Genomic DNA, 24,782 nt, shown 5'->3' on the forward strand with positions numbered 1-24,782 from the left:
TATAACGGAGCTGCCCAATAATTCGTCGTTCTGTGAGCAGCAAACACAAGCGGTTCGATTATCCCTGACTGGTATCGCCTTAAGAGGCTTACCAGTCAGCAGGTTTATTTTAAATTCGGGAATCCTTGTTGGCTCAAAGCCTCATAGACTAATATAGCAGCCGTATTTGAAAGGTTTAACGAGCGCACATTTTCGCTCATGGGTATTCTCAAAAAGTGATCTTTATTTTTTGCTAATAAATCCTTTGGTAACCCCGTTGTTTCACTTCCAAACATAAAATAATGTTCCTTTGATGCATCACTGAAATCAAAGTCTGAATGATTTTTTTCACCAAATGTTTCAATATAGTAAAATTCACCTTGATTTTTTAAGAAAAAGTCTGCTAATGAGTCATAATAGGCTACGTTAACATACTGCCAATAGTCGATACCTGCTTGTTTAATCATTTTTGCATCTGTTGAAAAGCCAAGTGGGCGGATTAAATGTAAAGCTGTATCCGTTGCGGCACACGTCCGGGCAATATTTATAGTGTTAGCCGGAATTTCTGGTTGATATAGAACAACATGTATGGCCAACTTGGTCACCTCTATCCTTTTTTACCTTTCAAATTATAGCATAAAGATCATAAAGGCGTGTACTTACTTAACAAGGGATTTGCTAGACTAAGAGCTTAATGCCCTAATTCAGCTATAAAATAAGTTGCGGGGAATCCGCTGATCGAAGAAGCACGGTGGTCCACTTAGGCTTCATAAGTCTTTTATGAAGTTTATATTTCCTATATTAGAAAACGTGGCTTGCACCGCTTCACTGGTACTCCTGATAGCGATTCTTATAAATCAGACACTTAGGTTGTCGTCAAGCTTTAGATAGCATACTATCTTTCTTTATGAGCACTCGCGAAGTTATAAATTTTGATCGTGCAGAAAAGGAGAGCCCAATGGCTCTCCAAGAACACGACCGTCTCTGATACCGGACTAGTGCACCTAATGCTATTTGATTCGCTCAAAATCTTTCACGTTGGTCACTGTTTCGTCTGTATCAACATATTTAATCTTTACTTTGGATCCTTTGTTTAAGAAGACGACGTAGGGATTATTTTCGGAGGATACGACAAACACTTTATCAAGCCCTTTGATCATAAATTCGACATTTGTATTCTCTTCTGCTTGATACTTGTAAACATCAGTGATTGTGCCAGTGTGCTCCTTCAATTCAGCAATGTCATTTGGAACGGTGTCATCACCGGTTAATCGTGTAGCGAGTTGATACTTGTAAGCGTCAAATAAATTTCTTTTCGTTTCGTCTGCACTATACACTTTTTCGTTTTTAGCGTTAATTAACATCATGTCACGAAAGACATCGTTGGAATCCATTAATGGTACGACCCATGTAAATTGGCCGTAGATCATATACAAAGTGGGTGTGCCAGCGCTGTATTTTTGTGCTCTAAATGTTTTCTCAGCAACATTCATGGCAGCTTTTCCGTTCAAGGAACCATTAGCATCCTTATAAAACGTCAATTTACCTGTCCGTGCATTTAACAAGGAGTAGCCGACCATTGATCCACTTCCAGCTTTTGGCCTTGTGAAATCAGTAAACCAATTTAATTGCAATTGGTTGTTAAATACACCATTTACTTCGTCCATGCCCTTCCAATGCGTGGGGTTCTTGACATCCTCTTGTGTAAAATGTGAATTCCAAAAACCATGAACATATTTCCCATACCAACTGTTCCATTGTTCAGCTACTGTGGTTGGAATCGTTTGATCAATAAACTTAGGCACGTGCTTATTTTTATAGTCTTTGATAGCCCCATTTTCTGGATTGACGACATAAACACCTTCAATATCTATAATTTGTCTAAACTTATTATAGTGACCATACGGCACAACATAAAATGGTTTTCCAGAATCATCAGGCTCGAAGCTCGGATCTAAGAGAATGGTATCCTTATATTCACTTCTGACATGTCTTTTTAAGTCTTGGTTGAAATAGGCAGAAGGGACGTATGTCATGTCATGCTTTACTAATTTTGCATCAGCATTTTCATCTTCTGCACTCATTGTAATGTAACCTGGAACAGACTTCGCCTTAAGCCACTTAAAGAAACCTGTATACTCAATTGGGGTGACCCAATAGAGTGTGCCGTCTATCTTTTGAATGGTTGTGTGACCTAACTCATAATAAGAAGAATGTTCTAATTCACCTAACAGTTTTTCACTGCGGTAACGCGCATATTTCTCTGGTACGACAGGAATATGCTTCTCATCCATAGAAACTGAATCTTTGGAGACGACCTCCACCTTTTTCTTAACAAAGGCATACTTATCATGCGTTATTGTCATTGAATAGATCGAGTGCATATAAACACCGGATAATAACAGGAGAACACCAATTGCTCCCGTTATCCAAGACCACTTCATTTTAAAGTGCACAAAGTCCAAAACAAAAAATAATCCTAAGAAAAATAGACCATAGCTTACAAAGGCTTCAAAGGTATAATCGATTAGTCTGAAATAACTCACGACAAAGATGACAAGAATACCTATCACTAATCGAGCAACCTGACTGATTAAAAATAACTTATTTTTATAGCAGGCTTTCCAAATTAAAGGGTGAAGTGTTAATGCTAAAATCGACAAAAGATAAATCATATGTTCTCTCCTCTTTATAAATACCAAATGTTGTCGTTGCAATATCTATATACGTTAAGCACTTGATATTGGTTTCATAAGGACAAAGAGGGCTGTGATTGCATTGTTATTGACATAAAGGGGCAGGTGCTTTCTTTAACAGAACATTAAGGGGGTTACCTATTCTTTCAGCAGGCACTGGAGTGTTTTTACTTATACTATACAGAATGTATAACTTCTCTGACGCTCATAAAGGAAGAGAGTATAAGTGTAACTTTGGCTTACGCCATCTAAGGCTTGCGGGCACCCTAAGTGTGTGATTTGCAAAAATTACATCAGGAGTACCAGCGAAGTGGTGCAAGCCAAGTTTTCTAAAAAGATCAGAAGGTATAAAATTTCTGATCATAAGGACGGTGCGGATTTCCGCTCCAGGCAGCTCACTTTCCGCGGGGGAGTGGTAAGCTTCCTTGCGCTCCCGTCCACTTGATCAGGCAATGAAGCCTCTTTCATATTGGATGATGCTCTATACTAAGGACAAGGCCCGGGCATGCTTTTCGCCCGGTTTTCTAACAAAAATTCAAACTATAAGTTAAGGATGCTTTGATATAAAAAAGGGCAAACTAATAACGGATTTATAACTGTAATCATTTTATGTTTAACACAGAGGATCTCTAGGGTAGGCTACATAAGAAATCACACTAAAAAAGGTATGTCATGCATGTATTTACTCATAATAAGCGCGATGTTATTCCCTTTAATTGTATATTTTATGCCTAAAAGAATACCGAGAATTGATTTATATGCGACGACTGGAATAGCCACTTATTTCCAATTGTTAACTGATACCTTTTTGCATATCGAATTGAATTGGTATGGCTATTTTAAACAATGGCCGAGGTCTGAATGGGGCACGCTATGGCTCGTCCCTATCTACCTCTCCATTACTCCTATATTTCTTAACTTTTATCCATACAAACGATCTAAAGTAATGATGATCACCTATATCGTGAGTTGGTCTCTCTTCGCTACGATTTATGAATGGCTCCTAGATGTAACCGGGGTGTTCTATCATAATCAATGGAAGCTTTACGATTCCGCAATGGCATATCCTATATTATTTATACTTTTAAGGCTGCAATTATCTATTGTTAAGTTTTTAAAACTAAAAGACTCAACGAACAAACTGTAACAGGTGGGGTTAAGGAAAAGGGGAGAAGGTGGCCATACTCGTGGCAAACGAAGGTTTTGAAGAAATGTTTCATGACAAAACTTACAAGGCCGAACCCTTCAGCTTCAGGTAGAAAGTGTGAAGGGATTTGGCCTCTCTATACATAGAATACTTCTATCCATTTTGCTTATCCTTAGTGCAAGAAAGCGAATAATTATTGGAGAAAGTACGGGATTGCAGAGTGCGTTATGGGAGAATATCTTAAGACAAACCCACCTTTTGGTCTAGAACTTTGTTTTAGTGATGTCCCAGATTTTTTATAGTTTGCTCCTTGTTATCCTGTATGTGCTTTTTCGTTACATAGACGATATCCTCTGCTAAGGATTGAAACACCTCGCCGATATAGCTGTCTTCATCATATATTGAGGCGGTTAAGCTTTCTTCTGGTTTTCCAAGTGGAATGCTAGCAATAACCTCTGTTTGCAGTTTAAAGGCAAGTTTTTCAGCGCCACCCTTACCAAAAAGATAATTTTTAGAACCATCCTTTTCCATATAATAGGACATATTTTCAACAACACCTATAATGTCGTGCTTGGTATAACGTGCCATAGTACCCGCTCTTGTAGCTACATGAGCGGCAACATTATGAGGGGTCGTAATAATCAATTCCTTAGCTTGCGGAATAAGTGTGGCAATATCAATAGCAATGTCACCTGTTCCTGGCGGTAGATCAATCAATAAATAGTCAAGTTCACCCCAGTAGGTATTCACGATAAAGCTTTTAATCCACTTATTAAGTATAGGACCTCTCCAATTGATCGATTGATTCTCTGTGGCAAAAAGACCGATAGACATCACTTTAACGCCATGGCCTTGTACTGGCAGTTGCATGTGATCGATTTGTATCGGTTTTTCTTGAATACCCATCATATTGGGGATGCTGTAGCCGTATAAATCGGCATCGAGGATTCCAACTTTTAAACCCATGCGCGCCATCGCTGTTGCGAGATTAATGGTGACAGTTGATTTACCGACACCACCTTTTCCACTTGTGATGGCAAGAAAGGTGACCCCCGATCCTGGTCTTAAAAGCTTAGGGAGGCCACTTGGTGTTGTCATTGACGTTTTAAGCTTTTCCGTTAATGCTTGCCGTTCTGTACTTGACATGGCCTTAAAAGTCACTGACACATGGTCGGCGCCAATGGATAAAAGCGTACGTTTAATAGCCTCTTCAATTTTATCTTTCAAGGGATAGCTGGAAACGGCCAATTTAATATCAAGTGAAATGGTCGTCTCGTCAATTTGAATGGTGTTTACCATGTCCAGTTCAACAATACTCTTTTGGAGCTCAGGATCTTTTATGGTCGTTAAGACTTGGCGTATCTTATCTTTTGAAATCATTTTTCATCCTCCTCCTTAAGAAAAAATTACTCATGATTCATTATGGTCAAACACTTAAAAATTAAGCCTAAATAATAAGGAAGAAGTGATTTCATTTTATGCGTGTTAGGAATCAAAATAAATATATTCAGTAACATTCCTTTGTTTTATTGATTTTTAATAAGACAAAATAAGGTGTTGTTTGCGATTGAATAAAGATGGATAGTGAGTCACAGTGAGGATGAATGGGTTAAAGAAAGAGGGAGGGTGAAGATGGGTTCACTAAATGATGTCAAATCTCTAACAAGGTCATTAGAGAGTTTTCTGCATGCAGTTTACGGGCTTTTAATCTTTGAACAGCTATTTAAATGAACTGAGACAAAGTGTACAACACTATGTGTTGGTGAAATAGGCATATTCATTGTGGAAAAAAGGATGGAGCTGGGACAGAAGTCTTCAGCTCATAGAGAACCCGAACGCATTCACCATTTTGAAGGGATGCGTTCGGATTTTTCAGTGAGTCATAAAGCGCTCCGGCAAAATACTTTACTTTCCACGGGCATGGCCTAAGCTAACTTGGGAATAGACGATTTATTTTCCAAGTGGATCTTCGGACACGTGCTTCTCCCCTAGGTGTTTCCGTATTTTGACTATGTTTCCCGTTTCCCTGGCTGCTTAGCGTTCGGTAATAGAGTGATTTCTTTTCGTTTTGTTTTACCCTCATCCTTTTTTGTTTATTAAAAATTGTGGGGAGCATCAATCGCTTAGTTTGATTCCTTTAATTCCTTACCCATGCCCTTTAAGAAATGAATGCCAAAACCGATAGCTCGATTAATGTCGGGATCCTTTAATGTTTTCATAAGATCTCGCACACGAATTTTTTGGTCCTCTTGAACAAATTGACTGCCGGCATCGACACCTGCCATGGTACTTTTTATGAGCTTTGTCATTTGCTCCGGATCAGCGGCCATCACCGCACCGGTTGCCCCCATAACCGTGTTTAGCAAATTGGTGACAGGCTCTCTAGAGACTTGCTCTAAAACGATCTTGGCAATTTTCTCCTTAGCTTGTAGGGCGGCATCTGCGGCTTCTAACACACCTATATCATGAAGTTCACCGACAATGTCAAGGACTTTGTTCAAGGCATCTTCATTGTTAGCAAATTGCTTTTTTAATGCTTCAAGCTTTTGTTCCGTTATTTGTTCATCGGTGAATGTTGGCCTCTGAATATGGGTAATCGGTTCTGCCATAGTAAGTACCATCCTTTCTAATTTATTTTGTTGTTAAATGAATATAGTCCGATCGATGCCATTTACGTTCGACTTCAACACCATTTTGCGGATGGCGTTTTTTGTCCCGTGGATTGGTTTTAGGTAATGGCGTTTTGCCTTTATTGCTTAGGACCTCCATACGAACCTTCGTCTGTTTGTAGGCGGGCGTGTTGGTTCGACTATCGTAGATAGGCCCTGTTAAGAAGTTGATAGCAGACTCTTTGTTCACTGAATTCATCGGCAAGAATAATTCGTTTTTCTGAACGCGATCTGTCACAAGCGCATTTAATTTGACAGCACCGAAAGGCGAGATGAGACGGACGAGAGCGCCATCTTCTAACCCGCGTTCTTCGGCGAGTTCTGGAGACACTTCAACAAAAATTTCTGGAACCTTCGCTTGGATACCCTTTGATTTATTCGTCAGGTTGCCTTCATGGAAGTGTTCGAGCATGCGTCCATTATTGATGTGAAGGTCAAATTCTTCTGCAAATGAATAGGGCTCTACCCAATCAGAAAGGGCGAAGCGGGCCTTTTTGTCTGGAAAATTAAAGCCGTCTTCATAAAGTAGTGGCGTGCTTTCGCCATCATGACTTCCCCAAAGGAAACTATTCCAGCCTTCAAGCGTTTCATAGTTTGCTTTAGCAAAAATAGGGGAGAGGCTGGCCATCTCAGCAAAAATCTCACTTGGGTGTTGATAGCCCCAATCCGCCCCTAGACGCTTAGCAATTTCTTGCACGATCCACCAATCTGGCTTAGAATCGCCAAGGTTAGGTAGGGCTTGATATAATCTTTGCACGCGGCGTTCTGTATTTGTAAACGTTCCATCTTTTTCAAGAGAAGGCGCTGCAGGTAAGATGACATCGGCATATTGGGCCGTTCTTGAAAAGAAGATGTCCTGAACAACAAAGAAATCAAGCTCTGATAATACTTTGTCTACATGATTGCTATCCGCATCGACAAGAGCCATATCTTCACCCACGAGATACATTGCTTTCATTTTGCCTTCTGAGATGGATTGCAGCATGTTGATATTGTCGAGACCGGGCTTGTTGTCAATAGGCACACCATAAGCCGCCTCGAATTTTGCGCGAGCTTCGTCATCCTCTACATGTTGATAGCCTGGAAGCCAGCCGGGGAGGGTTCCCATGTCACAAGCCCCTTGGACATTATTGTGCCCGCGAAGAGGGTAGGCGCCGGCACCTGGGCGACGATAGTTTCCTGTTGCTAACAATAAGTTAGAAATAGCGGCTGAGGTATCTGAACCTCCGTTGTTTTGTGTCACACCCATACCCCAAAGGATACAGGTTCCATCGGCATCACGAATCATTTCAGCAATAGCAATCAGTGTTTCTTTGGAAATTCCAGTGATATTTTCAGCGTATTCAAGTGTATATTTTTCAAGGATGTCTTTGTATTCAGAGAAGAATTTAACATTCTCATCAATGAAACCTTGGTCATGCCAGCCTTGTTGGATCATATAACGGGTGACCGCCATTAGCCAGACTTGATCGGTGCCCTGTTTGGGACGGATGAAGAGATCTGAGCGTTCAGCCATTTCATTTTTGCGAACATCTGAAACGATCAGCTTTTGTCCATGTAATTTATGTGCGCGTTTCACCCGTGTGGCTAGGACAGGATGCCCTTCTGCTGGGTTAGCCCCGACGATAATGACAAGACCTGCTTGAGCAATATCTTTAATCGTCCCAGCATCGCCACCCATTCCCACTGTGCGCATTAACCCGTCGGTAGCAGGTGACTGACAGTACCGTGAGCAATTATCAACATTATTCGTTTCAAAGACTTGACGTGCTAGTTTTTGAATTAAGTAGTTTTCCTCGTTAGTGATCTTGGATGAGGAAATGAGACCTACAGAATCCTTTCCGTATTGGCTCTTAATTTCTCCAAGTCTTTGGGCTACTAAGGTTAGTGCCTCTTCCCAGCTTGATTCAACAAATTGGCCATTTTTACGGATCAACGGTTTGGTGAGACGTTCCTCAGAGTTGACAAAATCCCAGCCGAATTTCCCTTTAACACATGTTGATACTGCATTGACAGGACCATCACTTGGCTGGATTTTTAGAATTTCACGGCCTTTGGTCCACACCTCAAAGGTACAGCCGACACCACAAAAAGTACAGACGGTTTTTGTCTTTTTCGTCCGTGTCTCACGCATTGCGGCTTCAACCTCTGAAACGGCGAAAATACCACTGTAGCCAGGCTCGACTTCTTTTACAAGGTCAATCATGGGCTCTAGCATATCGGGTTTTAAGCCAGTCATAAATCCCGCATTACCCAGCATGGATTTCTCCATCAAGGCATTACATGGGCAGACGGTGACGCATTGGCCACAACTGACACAGGAAGATTCATTGATCGGAACGCCGTCATCCCAAATGACACGCGGACGGTCAGCCTCCCAGTCAATGGATAGCGTTTCGTTGACCTGTAGGCTTTGACAGACCTCGACACACTGACCACAAGCAATGCATTGATTGGGATCGTAGCGATAGAACGGATGGGACATGTCTACTTCACTCGAATCGACCTTTGGCGTATAAGGGTATTTTTGATGCTCGATATTCATGAGCTCTGCGGTGTTATGTAGTTTACAATTCCCATTATTATTGTCACAGACCGTGCAGTATAAAGAGTGATTAGCAAGCAGGCGATCCATTGCTTCTGTTTGGGATGCCTTTGCTTGTACAGAGTCTAATTTGATATCCATGCCAGCTTTTACAAGAGTAGAGCACGAGCGCACGAGTTCACCATCCGCTTCAACGATACATGTGTCACACGTTTGGATGGGATCTACAGATGGAAGATAACAAATTTGTGGATGGGGGATATTGTTTTGATTAATAACCTCAATGATTTTTTCACCTGCATGTGCTTCATATTCCACATCGTTAATTTTGATATGGAAGGTTGAATCATTCATAATGCAGCCTCCTTTTAGACGATGTAACCATTGCTGGAATCAGGGATTGACAGAGCTTCAGCTGAAATATTCTCATAGTGAGAAGGCGTCGATTCCCTTTGAACGAATAAAATTGATTTAAACATCTTAAGCCTTAGATAAAATGAAAAATCCACCATGAACACAAGCTTCTTGATAGAAAGAGTTGTGTAATCATGGTGGAATAGTTGTAATAGCAGAACTTGCTAATCTACCAATCCGGCCAAATCAATTTATGAGTAGTGAAAGATAGAGTCATAACAATGCATTATTATAGCTCCATCCCTCATACTGTTAAGTATTATACCTCTAACCTCAAGAAGTTACAATTCAAAATTTATGTGTTACATTGTCAAATGAAATGATTTGTAAAAAATTTTTTCTGGAGTAAAATGAGAAAAGTATTCTTTTCTTGGGAGTGTCGTGATGTGTCAAAAGTGATTCATGAATTTAACGATATTATCCGAAAGCTCCGTAAAGATTTTTACGGAAAAGGCCCTGAACGTATACATACTGTATTTGTGGAAAACATGGCTATATCAACATTGTATGGGAATTTAACACCAACAGAACTGTTTATTTCAAAAACGGAAGAAGGAAGGGAAATGGTTCACTCGGCGCGAACTAAAATGATTCAGGACATTTACTCAGAAAAGCCGCCTGAAAAAATGGAAGAACTGGTCGGCGCCAAATTGCTCCATTTGTTCTCGGATATGAAGGTGGAAGAAGATATGGCCATTTCTGTATTCATTTTTGATAAAAATATTACGTGAGAGGAATGCGCTATGAAACCGAAAGAAATTCAAAGAGAGATTATCCGTTTCACAAAAGGTGAAAAAGTGTATGAAAAGGATACCATTGTTACGGAATTTCCTGTCACCGTTAAAATAAATGGCGAAGAATTTGTTACAATGGTATGCACGCCTGAGCATATTGAAGATATGGTCGTTGGATATTTAGCGTCAGAAGGTGTGATCAAGCGATACGAGGATATAAAAGACATCTGGATTCAGGAGCAGGAAGGCTATGTCCATGTTCATACCCATAAGCTGAATCCCTATTATCAAAATTTCCAAAACAAGCGTTATATCACGTCTTGTTGTGGGGCCAGTCGCCAAGGCTTTGTCTTTGTCAATGACGCGCTAACAGCCAAAAAAATGAAAGATATCCATGTCCGCATGACGCCGGATGATTGCTTCCAGCTGATGAATGACTTACAAAGCTCTGCGCACACCTTTCAAAAAACAGGTGGTGTCCATAATGCTGCGTTATGCGACCTCAATGGTGTGATATTAAGCAGAATGGACATCGGCAGGCATAATGCACTTGATAAAATATATGGCTTTTGTCTAAGAAATGGTATCTCAATTAAAGGGAAAGTCATTGTCTTTAGCGGTCGGATCTCATCAGAAATCTTGCTAAAAGTAGCGAAAATCGGCTGTGAAATGGTACTCTCCAAGTCAGCGCCTACAGCGTTAGCCTTAGAATTGGCCGAAGGACTTGGCATTACAACAGTTGGCTTTATTCGTAACGATTCGTTTAATATTTATACGATTCCAGAACGCGTGATTAATGTCTCGGGAAAGTCTGAATAAAATTGAATGGAGAGGGGGAAAAGATCGTGAAGCATGGTGTGTTGGATCAATGGCAGCGCCCGTTACGAGACTTACGCTTATCTGTAACTGATCGCTGTAATTTTCGTTGCCGTTATTGTATGCCGGCAGAAATTTTTGGGCCGGATTATCCTTTTCTATCATCTGACAGCATTCTCACTTTTGAAGAAATGGAACGCTTGACAGCCATATTTGTTGCGTTGGGTGTGCAAAAGGTGAGGATCACCGGGGGTGAACCTTTACTAAGAAAGGATTTGCCAGAGCTTGTTGCACGTATACATCAGATGGACGGTGTCGAAGATATTGCTATAACGACGAATGGTTCCATGCTTAAGCATCAAGCGCAGGATTTGGTTCGTGCAGGATTAAAAAGAGTGACCGTCAGTCTTGACTCCTTGAACGATGAACGCTTTCGAGAATTAAACGGAAATAGGGGCAAAGTGAAGCGGGTGCTCGAAGGGATTCAAGCAGCCGCCGATGCTGGATTAAAAGTCAAAATTAATATGGTTGTCCAAAAAGGGAAAAATGAACAGGATATTTTACCGATGGCAAAATATTTCAAGGAAAGACAGCATATTCTCCGATTTATAGAATACATGGATGTTGGTAATTCAAACGGTTGGAAGATGGAAGAAGTGGTGACTAAGAAAGAAATATTGGAAACCATCCATGCTGTCATGCCATTAAAAGCTGTCGATCCTAATTATGTTGGGGAAGTTGCCACGAGATATCAATACGTAGATGATGAGCAGGAAATTGGCATTATCTCATCTGTTACGGACTCGTTTTGTGCGAACTGCTCGAGGGCAAGAGTGTCGGCAGAAGGAAAGCTTTATACGTGCTTATTCGCTACAAATGGCTTTGACCTTCGAGAATGCTTGCGTTCAAGCGATGATGATGCCGTCGTCAAACAAAAAATATTTGATGTCTGGAATCACCGGGTCGATCGCTATTCAGATGATCGCGCCAATAACCGTGCGCGAAAAAAATCGAAGGTGGAGATGTCTCATATAGGTGGATAACTGTTTCAGCAGCCAAAAAGAAAGACCAGGCAGGCATGCCTAGTCCTTTCAGGATAAGCTTATTATTTTATTTTTTCATGGGTAAAGTCACCGCTTTTGCCACCGGTCTTTTTCACTAAGTATGTCTCAGCAATCACCATGGATTTGTCGACGGCTTTACACATATCGTAAAAGGTTAGAGCGGCGATGGAAGCTGCGGTTAAGGCCTCCATTTCGACACCGGTTTGACCTGCGCATTTTACAGTCGCTTGAATAATTAAGTCATATCCCTCACTCTTTTTTTCATAGTGAAATGAAAAATCGGTGCCTTGTAAGGCGATGGGATGACACATAGGAATGATGTCGGCGGTTTTTTTGGCTCCCATAATCCCTGCGATTTGTGCGACTTGAAGAGGATCACCTTTTTTAATCTGACCGTTCTTAATCGCATCGTATAGTGCATCAGATAACGAAATCTTGCTTTGCGCGATTGCGGTCCGTTCTGAGACCTGTTTTTGGGAAATGTCAACCATTTTCGGTCTGCCTTCTTCATTCCAATGGGAAAAAGTACTCATGCTATGACTCCTTTTTCAGGCGTTATTGCTGACGTAGCCAGTCCTGCCTTGTATTAATATTAATAAAAACCTTATCATCTTTAGAAAAGGTTGGGTTTAAGACGTTAATCCGATCAAATAATAATCCGATTTTCCGTTCGCCATTTTCGACTAATTGCTGCATAACTTTAAGGGTGCGGCGGTGATAAAGGGCAAATAAAGGCTGCCTTCTGCCATCTTGGATCGGCACGATAGCATCCACGCCATTGTGAGCTGTAAAGGTGATCAGTTCCCTTACAAACTCGGGTGTAATGAAGGGTGCGTCACTGGATAAGACAGCAAACCAATCAGCTGTTTGTTCATGTAACATTACATTAGTAATGGCATATAAGGGCCCCTGGTAAGTGTGACGATCATTTTCGCAAACATATTGGACATCTTTGCGCTGAAACATTGGCAATAGGTCATGATTTGTCGCAATGATAAGCGGTGATAGGTGATTGGCTTTTAAAGCGTCCAAACTATGTTCATAGAAATGTTTGCCTTTATAGCTTTCAAACATTTTCGGTTTTCCGTATCGCGACGATTTTCCACCTGCGAGTATAACACCTGCGATCATCATTAGCGATGTAATTCCTCTACAAAATGCTGCATAGTGGGGAGGATGAGTTTTTGCATCGCTAGTTTTACAGCGTTGGTGGAGCCGGGCAGTGCGTAAATCGCGGTTTCTCCACAACTGCCAGCAATCGCCCGACTAAACATCGCACGTGCACCGATATCATCATAGCTTAACGAACGAAATAATTCACCGAATCCATACATTTCTTTGTCAAGCAATGCTGAAATGGCTTCATATGTAACGTCTCTAGGTGAAAAACCGGTGCCGCCATTTAAAATGACAACTTGAATAGCAGCCTCCTCGCACCAAGATTGGAGAGTAGAGGTAATATCTTGAAGCTCATCTTTCACAATTTTATAATCGACAATCTTGTGCTGATGTGCTTGTAGACTTTGAATGATGGCTTGACCACTTTTATCTGTATCAACGTTTCTTGTATCACTCACGGTTAAAATAGCAGCTGCTATTTGCAAAGTTTGATTGGATTCCTGCATCGGTAGCACACTCCTTGTAAGACAATAGGCATAAGGCGAACCTTGTACCTTTTCATTCTAATATATTATGACATGGATTATACATAAAGTCATTGTGTTAAATACTGAGCAATAAGAGGAATCAAAAAAGAAGATGACCTATTGGGGCTAAAAAGAAGTTTCAGTGAGGGGGCAGTTCCATGAAAGGAAGGATGAGCATGCAGGCGCGCTATTCGCGACAGCGTCTTTTTAATAAAATTGGTGAACACGGTCAACAAGCGATCATGGACAAGCATGTATTGATAGTCGGTATGGGGGCCTTAGGGAGTACAGCAGCCGAAGCTTTCGCTCGTGCAGGAGTTGGCAAACTAACCGTTATCGATAGAGATTATGTGGAATGGAGCAATCTGCAGCGCCAGCAGCTCTATGGTGAACAAGAGGCAATAGAACAAACCCCAAAAGCTATCGCTGCGCAGCGCCGCTTAGAACAAATCAATTCAGACGTACAGCTTCAAGCCTTGGTGGCTGACGCGACAATGGAGATTTTGGAGCCTTTATTTCAAGAGGTGGATGTTGTCATTGATGGGACGGATAACTTTGATAGCCGGTTTATCTTAAATGATCTTTCACAAAAACACCGCGTGCCATGGATTTATGGGTCTTGCGTTGGGAGCTATGGAGCGACATTTACGATTATTCCTGGACATACCCCTTGTCTTCACTGTTTATTAAAACAAATGCCTGTAGGCGGAGCGACGTGTGACACGGTGGGAATTATTAGCCCTACAGTGCAAATGGTGGCTAATCATCAAGTGGTGGAGGCAATGAAGCTTCTTGTCGGAGATGAGGAGGCGATGCGCGCAACCTATCTCACCTTCGATCTATGGAAAAACCAATATAATAGCTTTCATGTGGATAAAATGAAGGATAATACCTGTCCGTCATGTGGCGAGCAACGAACCTATCCTTATCTATCCTATGAAAATCAAATCAAAACGGAAGTGTTGTGTGGGAGAGATACAGTGCAAATTAGACCAGCGCCGCTTAGACAATATGATTTCAATCAGCTCGAAACCCAACTGCAGCACTATGGAAAAATCAATAAGAATCCCTATTTATTATCATGTCAATTAACGAATGCGCATCGTCTCGTTGTTTTTAAGGATGGTCGAGCGTTTATTCACGGAACGAAAAATATCGAAGAGGCTAAGCGCATTTACCATCGTTTACTTGGATAAAAGGAGTGAGAGCAATGGTTGAAAGAAGACAACCTATATTAGTAAGTGAAGCAGTCAGTAGAGTGATGCACTATGCCAAGCATGGTACAAAAGAAACCGTCTCGATTACAGAGGCTTCAGGCAGATATTTAGCCGAGGATTTAATCGCTGCCCATGATGTTCCCTCTTTTGATCGCTCACCTTATGATGGCTTTGCGCTGCGATCGGTCGATACACAAGAGGCAAGCTTTGACCATCCGGTTACCTTTGAGGTAGTAGGTGCCATCGGTGCTGGCTATGTGCATGAAGGAACGGTTGAAGCGATGCAGGCGGTACGCGTGATGACCGGCGCCGCTCTGCCCAAGGGCTGTGACTGTGTCGTGAAGTTTGAGCTGACAAAAGAGTTTAAAGAAAATGATAAAGATTTTATGACCATAAAAAAACCTTTTGCTGCTGGAGAAAATGTTTCTTTTCAGGGTGAAGATACGAAAAAGGGGACAAGCCTAGCGAAACAAGGCACCTATATCAATCCAGGCATCGCTGCGTTACTGGCAACTTTTGGCTATCGTGAAGTCCCGGTCGCCAAAAAGCCGCTTGTTGGGGTTATTGCAACAGGCAGTGAGTTATTAGAGGTGGACCAGCCCCTTGAACCTGGAAAGATTCGCAATAGTAATGCTTATATGATGATGGCACAAATCGAAAGAGCAGGTGGTGAGGTCAAATATTTTGGCCAGCTTAGTGATGATTTTGACGCCTGTTTGAATGCAGTTAAAGGGGCACTTGCAAAAGTGGATGTTTTAATCACGACAGGCGGCGTTTCAGTTGGTGATTTTGATTACTTACCAGCGATTTATGAGAGATTGGGGGCTACGGTGCTTTTTAATAAAGTCGCGATGAGACCGGGAAGCGTAACGACGGTTGCCGAATTAAATGGTCAATTATTGTTTGGGTTATCCGGTAACCCTTCTGCCTGCTATGTGGGCTTTGAACTGTTTACCCGCCCGGTGCTTCAGACTTTTTTATATAATAAAGCGCCCCATCTGCAAAATATCAAGGCATTATTGGGAGAAGACTTTGAAAAAGCTAACCCATTTACTCGTTTTATTCGTGGAACACTAGCGTATGATCGAGAAGGGCACTGTATTGTCACGCCATCAGGCTTTAATAAGTCCAATGCAGTGGCTTCACTTGCTGAAACCAATGTTTTAATTGTGATTCCAGCAAAGACAAAGGATTATCAGCGCGCAAGTTTAGTTGATGCCTTATTGGTTGAAGCGGTGCAAGGAAGTGAATGGCCTTGGGACAATGTCGTTCTATCTTACAGATCGTAGGTTATCAAGAGAGTGGCAAGACGACATTGGTAGAAAAGCTCATTAGGCGGTTGAAAACACTGGGATTGACTGCCGCTGTCATTAAACATCACGGTCATGGGGGCGCGCCTGCTCAGGAGATGACTGTAAAGGATAGTCTTCGCCATTACAAGGCTGGGGCCGTTGCTGCTGGGGTAGAAGGTGCTGGCAGTTTACGATTATCGGCTAATGTATCAGATTGGAGCCTTGAGAAGCTCATACAATTTTATGACTTTTTTTCTGTCGATCTGTTGCTTATTGAGGGGTATAAACAGGCTCATTATCCAAAAGTTGTCTGTATTCGTTGCGAAGAAGATCTTCAGTTGCTTACTACTTTAACCCATATTGTAGGCGTGATTAGTCACATCCCTATACCTCAAGAAGACTTTCCGCATTTCCACTGTTTTCGTATCGAAGAGGAGCAACTTTATATGAATTATTTAATAAAAAAGGTGGTGAGTAAAGTATGAATGACGTACGATTTTTTGAAATTGTTGATCAACCTATAATAATTGAGGATCTCATACATAAAGTAGCCAGTAGAGAAGTGGGGGCCATTACAACCTTTATCGGTACAGTAAGGGAATTCACAGGTGGTAAGAAAACCTTGTTTCTTGAATATCAAGCCTATCCAACTATGGCGGAAAAAATGTTGAGGGAAATTGGTGTAGAAATTAAAAAGAAATGGCCGGATGCACGGGTAGCGATCACCCATCGAATTGGGAAATTAGATATCATGGACATTGCGGTGGTTATCGCTGTCTCTTCCCCCCATCGAAAAACAGCCTATGAGGCCAATGAATACGCCATTGAACGTATCAAGGAGATTGTACCGATATGGAAAAAGGAGCATTGGCAGGATGGGACAGAGTGGGTAGGCAATCAGCTAGAGACCATTCGCTATCCTGCGGGTAAACCCATTGCGAAAGGAGAATCCGAATGATCCAAATTTTATTTTTTGCAGGCATTCAAGAAGAGCTGGGGATCGACCGCTTAGAAGTTGAGCCTGAGGGGATTTATACAGTCAAGGAGTTGAAGGGGTTTCTTCAACACACCTATCATAGTTCAACCCTTCAGCAATCCATGACAGCAATCAACGAAAATTTCGTCACCGAACAAGAAAAAATAAAGGAGGGCGATATCGTTGCTTTCATACCGCCGGTTAGCGGAGGGTGAATGGTGAGTGTGTCAAACAGAGGAACAGATAGCTATTAAGAATGAAGGAGAAGCAGGTGGATAAAATGAAAAAGATTTTAGGTTTAGTCATGATTGGGATATTGCTAGTCATGACAGGGTGTTCGTCAAATGGTATAGCAGGCTCCAACGCAAAGGCAGCTAAAGCAACAAAAGGAGACAAGGTTGACATCACCATCTCAGCAGCCGCCAGCTTAAAGGATGTGTTAACCTCGGTTCAAAAGTCTTTTGAAAAGGATCATCCCAATATCAAGCTTTCATACAATTTTGCTTCTAGTGGTACTTTAGAGCAACAGATTGTCCAAGGTGCTCCTGTGGATTTATTTTTCTCAGCCGCTGAGGATAATTTCGATGACGTAGTTAAGAAGGGGCTTATTGACAAGAAGGATGCTATTAATTTAGTCGGCAATGAGATCGTGTTGGTTGTCCCTAAAAATAGTCAAACCACAATAAAGTCATTTAAAGATCTGAGCCATGTGAATGGGCAGATAAGTATTGGTACCCCCGCATCAGTTCCTGCTGGTCAATATGCACAAGAAACACTTAAGAAGCTGAACATGTGGGAGCCTGTAAAAGATAAAGTAGTTTATGCTAAGGATGTCCGTCAAGTATTAGCTTACATAGAAACTAAGAGTGTAAAAGCGGGAATCATTTATAAAACCGATGCTGAGATTTCTAATAAGGTCAAAGTGATTGCCTCAGCACCATCAGGAAGTCATGAGCCAATTATTTATCCACTCGGCCTATTGAAGCATACCTCACATCCAAAAGAAGCAAAGGTTGTGTATGACTATCTTCAAAGTCAAAAGGCCAAGAACATTTTCAAGGAGTATGGTTTTGTGACACAACTAGGAAATGCAGAGTGATGACCGATTTCTGGACGCCTGTTAAACTATCACTTGAAGTTTCATTCCTTTCTTTGATCATTGTCTGTATTTTAGGCACATTAATTGCCAAATGGATGGCAAGACGACAATTCAGAGGGAAGATCGTATTAGAAACGCTTCTTTTGTTACCACTCGTTCTCCCGCCCTCCGTGGTTGGTTTTTTACTGATTATCATCTTTGGGGTAGAAGGGGTAATCGGCCAATTTTTTACACATCTGCTTCATTTGAAGCTCATGTTCACTTTGACTGCGGCGGTGATTGCGTCATCTGTTGTTGCCTTTCCTTTAATGTATCAGTCAGCTAAAACGGGTTTTGAACTTATTGATAAAGACATAGAGAATGCCTCTAAATTAGATGGTGCGAATGGCTTTAAAGTCTTTTGGTTCATTTCCTTACCGCTTGCCTCAAGCTCGCTGATTACCGGTGCTATTATGAGCTTTGCTAGAGCTTTAGGCGAATTCGGTGCGACCTTGATGTTTGCAGGAAATATTCCTGGAAAAACGCAGACGATCCCAACTGCTATTTATGTGGCCTTTGATTCGGGTGAAATGGGTCAGGCATGGCTGTGGGTTGTGACTATTATTGTGATTTCTTTTATAATGTTAAGTTTTACCTTCTACCTTAATTATTTAAAGCAGGGATAGAAGGTAAAAGCAAACACAGGCCGTAATTTAAACGGAATGGCTTCGGTCAGTCTGTTGAATTTAATTTTTATTCTCCTTATCGGAGGGCAAGCTGCCCTCTGATGAGGAGTTTTTTTATTGAGAAATGTTAGCAATAATAAATGATCGATAATGAATTAATTTGAATGTTTATAAATTATTATGATTGATTTCAGAAAAAGTTTTTCTTATAATGAACGAGAACAAGCGATGAAAGAGGCGAGCCATGACATGTTAACACCTGAGCGTCATCAGTTTATTCTGTCCTTATTAAAAGCACATGGGGTCGTGAAGCTTCAGGATTTGGTTGAGGCAACCCAGGCTTCAGAATCGACCATTAGAAGAGATTTGATTCAACTTGAAGAAGCGCATCGCTTAAAGCGTGTGCACGGAGGGGCCTCACTGTTACACGGGAACCGCATTGAGCCAAGTTATGAGTCGAAAGCTGCTATTCATTTTACTGAAAAACAGCGTGTGGCTCAGCTTGCTGCGAGCCTTATAGCCGATGGAGATTCTGTTTATTTAGATGCGGGGACGACAACCTTGCAGATGATTCCTTATTTGCATCAAAACGACTTAACCATTGTAACTAATGGGGTAACCTTGATAGAACCCTTAATTAATCAAGGATTGACAGTTTACCTGCTTGGAGGTCTGGTGAAGGCTAAGACGAAAGCAGTGATTGGTAGTGCCGCGTTAGCCGGGCTACAAGCCTACCGATTTGACAAAAGTTTTATAGGGGTGAATGGTATTCACCATGAATTTGGCTATACAACACCTGATCCAGAAGAAGCCAGGATCAAACAAACCGCTCATTATTTGTCTCAAGAAACGTTTGTGGTCGCGGACCATAGCAAGCTGGGAGAGGTATCCTTTTCAAAAATTGTTGATTTAAATGCCGCGACGCTGATCATCGATCAATTAGATGAAAATCAAGAAGTCTATGCGGCCGAAACTGAAGTAAGGGTGGTGACAACATGATTTATACATGTACATTCAATCCTTCCATTGATTTTTTTGTGAAGGTAGAGGAGTTTAAATGGGGAGAATTAAATCGGATTAAAACTGAAATGAAGGTTCCTGGAGGAAAGGGGATAAATGTTTCAAGGGTGTTACAACGACTGGGTGTAGAGAATAAAGCTCTAGGCTTTATCGGTGGTTTCACAGGACAATTTATTACCGATGCATTGCACACTGAAGGTATCGAGACAGACTTTATCTCTGTTGAAGGAGATTCACGAATTAACATCAAGTTGCAGGTAGAAGGTGAAACAGAGTTGAATGGGGCTGGGCCCGCTATTTCCTCAAAGCAGCTACAAGCATTTCTAGATCAACTTCGGCGGCTACAGCCTGGTGATCTTTTAGTATTAGCAGGAAGTATTCCACAGGCGTTACCTGATACGCTCTATAGAGATATTGTAAAGGATTATGTAAATAGGGATGTTAAGGTCATTGTGGATGCGACAAAGCAATTATTAAAGGATGTTCTGCCTTATCGTCCATTCTTAATAAAGCCCAACCATATTGAGCTAGGAGAGCTTTTTGGGGTTACTATTCAGACGCCACAGGAGGCAATTCCTTATGGAAAGCGGCTCATTGAGCGTGGGGCCAAGCACGTCATTGTCTCGATGGGGGATAAGGGAAATTTGCTTTTTAAAGGCGATCATGTCTACTATACAAATATCCCTAAAGGTGAATTGAGAAATTCAGTCGGGGCAGGCGATTCTGTTGTAGCCGGTTTTATTGCTTCTTATGTAAAACTAGGAGATAGCGTTGAAGCCTTTCGTTATGGGGCCGCCGCTGGAAGCGCCTCTGCTTATTCTGAAGGTTTTTGCACAAAACCATTCATAGAACAATTAATCACACAGATTAACGTCCAGCAAGTGTAAGCAATGCACTGTTATTTATACGATAAGTACATGATGGAAAACATGTCATCAAAAAGAAGGAATTTTCCGTGTGTGTAACGAAATATAATTAAGTTAAGCCGTGTATAAAAAATGCTGCTTAGCTGATCAAGATCAAGACAGACGATGGATGCCATACAAACTATTTTCACACCTTTGATAAGGCAATGATGATGGAAATGGGGAGATATCATGTTTTGTTTAAGAGAGGCAAGGGAAGAGGAAGCTCAAAGTATTAGTGAGCTTGCTTTAGCATCAAAGGCATATTGGGGATATAGTCCAGCTTTTATTGGGAAATGTCGCGAGAGCTTGACTATTGATGCTGATTATATTAGAAAAAATCAGGTGTTTGTTTTAGATGAGACGGGAACATTGCTAGGCTTTTATGCTTTCGATCGTGACGATACCGCAAGCCTTGATTTTTTATTCATTCATCCAGAATACATCGGTCAAGGATTAGGGGAAATGATTTGGCATCACGCGATGCATAAAGCCCGCGAGCTCGGAATTCGTCGCTTTACAATTGATAGTGATCCTTATGCAAAAGGATTTTATGAAAAAATGGGTGCTAAGCATATTGGCAATGTGCCCTCATCTGTAGTCGAAAATCGCTTATTACCATTAATGGAGGTTATTGTTAGTGCGGAACAAAAAACGTCATAAGGGCAAAAGATAGGGAATAGGTGGAAATCGCTTCTGATTGCGGGGCGATGACGAATTCTTTTTACTTCTATTGCTTGTTTTCCTAAAATGTCTTGCAGCCAGGGTTGATATAAAGCTCCTTATATGAAATGTTTGTGTGACAGCGCGTAACACCCAAGCCCCATTTAAGAGAATATGTAAAAAGTGTTGGAAATCATGCGGGAGAATGGTCAGTATCATTGTAGCTATGTCGCCCGCTGGATGAGAGTCCTCAGCTATCTTTATACATTTATAAGTGAAAAGCCTCTGGCATCCTTGAAAGGATATCAGAGGCTTAATGATTTGCTGAAAAGTGATGATATCACTTAGAGATATGAATTGCACCCACTGTCATATCTCGCGATTGGCCGATGACGTTGATTTTGACACCATTTTTGGGTAATTTAACACCGAGGTAGGTTTGTAACCCATTATCCAAAATAGGTCCTGTTTCACTGTAGTCGTGCTTGTCGAAAAAGACAGAGACTGGACGCTGGGCTCTCTCTTTTAAATAGGTGCCGTTAAGGTCCATATAATTTAAGAACATAGCATCTGTTTTATTTTTAGAAAATGCAGCATCTTGGACCTGGTAGCGATCAGCTGCGACAGTGCCATCGCTCCACTTGGCAATCTTTTGATGGGCGTCGACGACGCTTAAAAAGCCGTTACCAGGGTGGTCCGCTTGTACGTTGTTGTCATACTTATTATCAACATACCAAACGACGAGCCCTGGATCATATGTCATTAATGAATGCCCGCGCGAGATGTGGGCTAAGGCTTTATCAGCAGCATCCCAGTTGCGCCATTCGAGTAAGTAATAATTTTCTGTCGTGTTAAAGCCCTCATCCTTTGTAAATCCGTCAAGAGTAAAGGCGGAGCTATCCGTATCGGCATTGTCACTCAAAAGCGTTTGACCATCCCCAGTGATGGTAATATTATCGGCGTAAAAGCCTGGATGGGCAACATAACCATCGCTCCAATAATTAAATTTCAAAGTGATTTTTTTACCGATGAAGTCGGAAAGGTCGAATTGGGCATCTTTCCATCCATTGGAAGAGCCTGTTATACCATTGCCTGGATTTTGCCCATTTGGATTAGCGGATGTTGTGATATTTCCAGGTACGCTCACCCAATCATCGCCTTTTTTGACTTGCACAGAGGCGTAATCCCAGTCTTGCTCAATGTCATACCATGTTTTAAAGCTTAATGCAGCGGATGATTTAACCTGAGATAAATCAACAGTCGCTGTCATCGCATGATCTAAATTGTTTCCTTGACCACTGAAAAACTCTTTCTGCCCGCTAAAAGGGGAATTGACGACAGTCTTTTTATCAGGTAAGTTCACGCGAACAGCATCGGCATTTGTGCCTTTGACACTTGCTTCATCGAGTTTAACTGAAGTGCCTTTCCGCCTTAAGTCGTCGGTGTCAACAGTGACATTTTTAAACCAGTTTAAATCAGGCATTTCATTTTGTAAGAATTCCTTGTCGTAAGCACTAAAGCCTGTGGGTTCAGTCCCGGCGATTTTACCTCCCCAGCTGCCTGCAGACATGATAGACCAGTAGCCTACAGGTTCATCATAAGGCGTGCTATAGTCGATATCATATTCGTCTGGAAGGCCGAGATTATGGCCAAATTCATGAGCGAAAACACCTGCCGCGCCATCTTCGGGCTGTATGGTGTATTTATATCCCGCCATTTGTCCGTCCCAATAAGGGACATTTGTATGACTACCAGAGATAGGCACTGCACCACCCAGATCCCAGCTGTGTGACCAGATCGCGTCTCCACCAAGAGAACCTCCGCCGGATTCTTCACCAATGCCTGAGTGGACAACGACAAGATGATCAATAATGCCATCGGGTTCACGGAGATTGCCGTCCCCATCGAGGTCCCATTGATCCTCCTGATCATACTGACTAAGCTCTACGCCATCTGCAGCCGCTTGTTCTAAAGCCTCATTGACGAGCGCGCGCGGGTCTTTATCATTGCCAGCGGCATCATCATGGCCACCGTAATAGGAAGCAGGGTGTTTGGCGTGGTACCAGCCGTAGACATCGCCATCAATGGTATAACTGCCTCCAGATTGCTGCTCATAAAATTGCTTGACGGAAATAAGATTTTGTCCATTTGGCCCGTCGTAACCCTTATCACCGAAGATCATATCTTGATAATGTTCTTTTGGATAATCAGGCAGATTGAGAACGATGCCGCCATCATTACCATCCTTTTTAGGAAGATCATTGCTGGCATAGTCCGGAAAATCAATCAGTAAGACAAGAAGTTTATCCTTGCGGACCGCTCCTGTCCATTTTTCTGTTTTTATGGAGGACACTTTACCGTTATAATGACCCGGACCATGGGGCTTGTGGTTGAATTTATTTTTATCTTTAAAATGTCCAGGTTTTACTTTTATACCGGCTTGTTTTTGCAGCTTTTGCCGAGCCTTTTTAGCTGCGGTAGGTGAACTTTGACCGAGTTTAGCTGCTGCGGCTGCCCGTTTTTTTACATAATTAGTGAGCGCCTTTTTTTGACTCTCAGTAGACGCACTTTTTTTAACGACACCTTGCTTGATCAACGCTTTTAATAATAGATCATCATTGACCATGCCAACATCAAAAGGGCCACCGCTTTCTAACTGGGCCAGATAAGGGGCAGTCCCTTCAGACGTCGAAAAGGAGTCACTGGTTGCCCCGTTGTCCTTGGCAAATGCCGCGGAGGTCCCCATCGCAAATAATAAACTGGCTGAGACGAGTGGTACGGTAAATTTTTTTCTCCAATCTCTCAATTTACTTCCTCCCCAAAGAATAATAAATAGCAGATACGCTATCCTCCTTTGTCGCCTTTGATTGGCTTTTATAAATAAATTTTTCATGGATCGTTCAATCTCCTTTTGAGTCCACGAAAAATGAGCATAAATAACTAATATTCTGATAAATAGAGATGCAGCTTTCATTAAAATTAGGTATTCGGGTGTAGAACATTAGACATGAGGCTGAGAGAAGAGATGTCAAATGAGGCATAAAAAACATAGAAGACGTCGAGTCCACTTATATCAACTTAGTTTTTCCAATCTACTTGATGTGAGAGTAAAATATTAGAAAACTTGGCTTGCACCACTTCGCTGGGACTCCTGATGTGATTTTTGCAAATCACACACTTAGGGTGCCCGCAAGCTTTAATGGCGAAAGTCAAAGTTACACTTATACTCTCTTCC

The 24,782-nt window shown here is 41.7% G+C and carries 23 protein-coding genes; 14 read left to right on the top strand and 9 right to left on the bottom strand.

Annotation, left to right across the window (positions count from 1 at the left end; genetic code table 11):
* Nucleotides 1–104: 104 nt before the first annotated feature.
* Entirely contained in the window at nucleotides 105–575 is a 471-nt protein-coding gene (gene trmL / locus IEW82_RS15530) for a tRNA (uridine(34)/cytosine(34)/5-carboxymethylaminomethyluridine(34)-2'-O)-methyltransferase TrmL (protein WP_188696468.1), read from the bottom strand.
* A gap of 414 nt (nucleotides 576–989) precedes the next feature.
* Nucleotides 990–2,654 (bottom strand): hypothetical protein, encoded by a 1,665-nt coding sequence (locus IEW82_RS15535; protein ID WP_188696471.1) that lies wholly within the window; start codon nucleotides 2,652–2,654, stop codon nucleotides 990–992.
* Between the two features lie 697 nt (nucleotides 2,655–3,351).
* Between IEW82_RS15535 and IEW82_RS15540 the strand changes: the two genes are divergently transcribed.
* Entirely contained in the window at nucleotides 3,352–3,822 is a 471-nt protein-coding gene (locus tag IEW82_RS15540) for a hypothetical protein (protein ID WP_188696475.1), read from the top strand.
* A 276-nt stretch (nucleotides 3,823–4,098) separates the two neighbouring features.
* Here the strand turns inward: IEW82_RS15540 and IEW82_RS15545 are convergent, their stop codons facing one another.
* The 3 genes from IEW82_RS15545 to fdhF form a co-directional block, all read right to left on the bottom strand.
* Nucleotides 4,099–5,202, bottom strand: a complete 1,104-nt coding sequence (locus IEW82_RS15545; RefSeq protein WP_188696478.1) for a P-loop NTPase — start codon at nucleotides 5,200–5,202, stop codon at nucleotides 4,099–4,101.
* A 743-nt stretch (nucleotides 5,203–5,945) separates the two neighbouring features.
* On the bottom strand, nucleotides 5,946–6,431 hold the full coding sequence (locus IEW82_RS15550) for a helical membrane plugin domain-containing protein (protein WP_188696482.1): 486 nt from the start codon (nucleotides 6,429–6,431) through the stop codon (nucleotides 5,946–5,948).
* Nucleotides 6,432–6,453: 22 nt separating this feature from the next.
* Complete coding sequence (gene fdhF, locus IEW82_RS15555) at nucleotides 6,454–9,390, bottom strand: formate dehydrogenase subunit alpha (protein ID WP_373285728.1); 2,937 nt, start codon at nucleotides 9,388–9,390, stop codon at nucleotides 6,454–6,456.
* Nucleotides 9,391–9,836: 446 nt separating this feature from the next.
* On the opposite strand from fdhF, the gene IEW82_RS15560 reads away from it, so the two are divergent.
* Genes IEW82_RS15560 through moaA form a run of 3 tightly spaced genes read left to right on the top strand, consistent with a single transcriptional unit; the run spans nucleotide 9,837 to nucleotide 12,043 of the window.
* A complete protein-coding gene (locus IEW82_RS15560) occupies nucleotides 9,837–10,181 on the top strand; it encodes a Na-translocating system protein MpsC family protein (protein ID WP_188696485.1) in 345 nt (114 codons plus the stop codon).
* Nucleotides 10,182–10,193: 12 nt separating this feature from the next.
* A complete protein-coding gene (fdhD, locus tag IEW82_RS15565) occupies nucleotides 10,194–11,003 on the top strand; it encodes a formate dehydrogenase accessory sulfurtransferase FdhD (RefSeq protein ID WP_188696489.1) in 810 nt (269 codons plus the stop codon).
* Between the two features lie 26 nt (nucleotides 11,004–11,029).
* Nucleotides 11,030–12,043 carry a GTP 3',8-cyclase MoaA gene (gene moaA / locus IEW82_RS15570; RefSeq protein ID WP_188696492.1) on the top strand — a complete coding sequence of 338 codons (1,014 nt, stop codon included), beginning with the start codon at nucleotides 11,030–11,032 and terminating at the stop codon, nucleotides 12,041–12,043.
* Between the two features lie 62 nt (nucleotides 12,044–12,105).
* Here the strand turns inward: moaA and moaC are convergent, their stop codons facing one another.
* From moaC to IEW82_RS15585, 3 genes are read right to left on the bottom strand one after another with little or no spacing between them, the layout of a single operon-like run.
* Nucleotides 12,106–12,597: a cyclic pyranopterin monophosphate synthase MoaC gene (gene moaC, locus IEW82_RS15575; RefSeq protein ID WP_188696495.1), complete on the bottom strand. Its 492-nt coding sequence runs from the start codon at nucleotides 12,595–12,597 to the stop codon at nucleotides 12,106–12,108.
* Nucleotides 12,598–12,619: 22 nt separating this feature from the next.
* Nucleotides 12,620–13,198: a molybdenum cofactor guanylyltransferase gene (locus tag IEW82_RS15580; RefSeq protein ID WP_188696498.1), complete on the bottom strand. Its 579-nt coding sequence runs from the start codon at nucleotides 13,196–13,198 to the stop codon at nucleotides 12,620–12,622.
* Nucleotides 13,198–13,689, bottom strand: coding sequence for a MogA/MoaB family molybdenum cofactor biosynthesis protein (locus IEW82_RS15585; protein ID WP_188696501.1), 492 nt, complete (start codon nucleotides 13,687–13,689; stop codon nucleotides 13,198–13,200). Before IEW82_RS15585 ends, IEW82_RS15580 begins: the two co-directional genes overlap by 1 nt.
* Nucleotides 13,690–13,886: 197 nt before the next feature.
* On the opposite strand from IEW82_RS15585, the gene IEW82_RS15590 reads away from it, so the two are divergent.
* From IEW82_RS15590 to IEW82_RS15635, 10 genes are all read left to right on the top strand, one after another.
* A complete protein-coding gene (locus IEW82_RS15590; RefSeq protein WP_188696628.1) occupies nucleotides 13,887–14,906 on the top strand; it encodes a MoeB/ThiF family adenylyltransferase in 1,020 nt (339 codons plus the stop codon).
* A gap of 14 nt (nucleotides 14,907–14,920) precedes the next feature.
* Nucleotides 14,921–16,216: a molybdopterin molybdotransferase MoeA gene (locus IEW82_RS15595; protein ID WP_188696504.1), complete on the top strand. Its 1,296-nt coding sequence runs from the start codon at nucleotides 14,921–14,923 to the stop codon at nucleotides 16,214–16,216.
* Nucleotides 16,177–16,704, top strand: coding sequence for a molybdopterin-guanine dinucleotide biosynthesis protein B (mobB, locus tag IEW82_RS15600; protein WP_188696507.1), 528 nt, complete (start codon nucleotides 16,177–16,179; stop codon nucleotides 16,702–16,704). The genes IEW82_RS15595 and mobB overlap by 40 nt, the downstream gene beginning before the upstream one ends.
* The gene (locus tag IEW82_RS15605) at nucleotides 16,701–17,177 is read left to right on the top strand and encodes a molybdenum cofactor biosynthesis protein MoaE (RefSeq protein ID WP_188696510.1); all 477 of its coding nucleotides are present in this window, start codon (nucleotides 16,701–16,703) and stop codon (nucleotides 17,175–17,177) included. Before mobB ends, IEW82_RS15605 begins: the two co-directional genes overlap by 4 nt.
* Complete coding sequence (gene moaD / locus IEW82_RS15610) at nucleotides 17,174–17,410, top strand: molybdopterin converting factor subunit 1 (protein ID WP_188696513.1); 237 nt, start codon at nucleotides 17,174–17,176, stop codon at nucleotides 17,408–17,410. Before IEW82_RS15605 ends, moaD begins: the two co-directional genes overlap by 4 nt.
* 65 nt (nucleotides 17,411–17,475) lie before the next feature.
* Nucleotides 17,476–18,294 (top strand): molybdate ABC transporter substrate-binding protein, encoded by an 819-nt coding sequence (gene modA, locus IEW82_RS15615; RefSeq protein WP_188696515.1) that lies wholly within the window; start codon nucleotides 17,476–17,478, stop codon nucleotides 18,292–18,294.
* On the top strand, nucleotides 18,294–18,959 hold the full coding sequence (modB, locus tag IEW82_RS15620; protein WP_188696533.1) for a molybdate ABC transporter permease subunit: 666 nt from the start codon (nucleotides 18,294–18,296) through the stop codon (nucleotides 18,957–18,959). The genes modA and modB overlap by 1 nt, the downstream gene beginning before the upstream one ends.
* A 249-nt stretch (nucleotides 18,960–19,208) precedes the next feature.
* A complete protein-coding gene (locus IEW82_RS15625) occupies nucleotides 19,209–19,958 on the top strand; it encodes a DeoR/GlpR family DNA-binding transcription regulator (RefSeq protein WP_188696536.1) in 750 nt (249 codons plus the stop codon).
* Nucleotides 19,955–20,866: a 1-phosphofructokinase gene (pfkB, locus tag IEW82_RS15630; protein WP_188696539.1), complete on the top strand. Its 912-nt coding sequence runs from the start codon at nucleotides 19,955–19,957 to the stop codon at nucleotides 20,864–20,866. The genes IEW82_RS15625 and pfkB overlap by 4 nt, the downstream gene beginning before the upstream one ends.
* 210 nt (nucleotides 20,867–21,076) lie before the next feature.
* Nucleotides 21,077–21,547, top strand: coding sequence for a GNAT family N-acetyltransferase (locus IEW82_RS15635; protein ID WP_188696542.1), 471 nt, complete (start codon nucleotides 21,077–21,079; stop codon nucleotides 21,545–21,547).
* Between the two features lie 340 nt (nucleotides 21,548–21,887).
* On the opposite strand, the gene IEW82_RS15640 is transcribed toward IEW82_RS15635, so the two are convergent.
* Nucleotides 21,888–24,353 carry an immune inhibitor A domain-containing protein gene (locus IEW82_RS15640; protein ID WP_229672684.1) on the bottom strand — a complete coding sequence of 822 codons (2,466 nt, stop codon included), beginning with the start codon at nucleotides 24,351–24,353 and terminating at the stop codon, nucleotides 21,888–21,890.
* Nucleotides 24,354–24,782: the final 429 nt, after the last annotated feature.

Source organism: Pullulanibacillus camelliae (assembly GCF_014642655.1).
Taxonomy (GTDB): Bacteria; Bacillota; Bacilli; order Bacillales; family Sporolactobacillaceae; genus Pullulanibacillus; species Pullulanibacillus camelliae.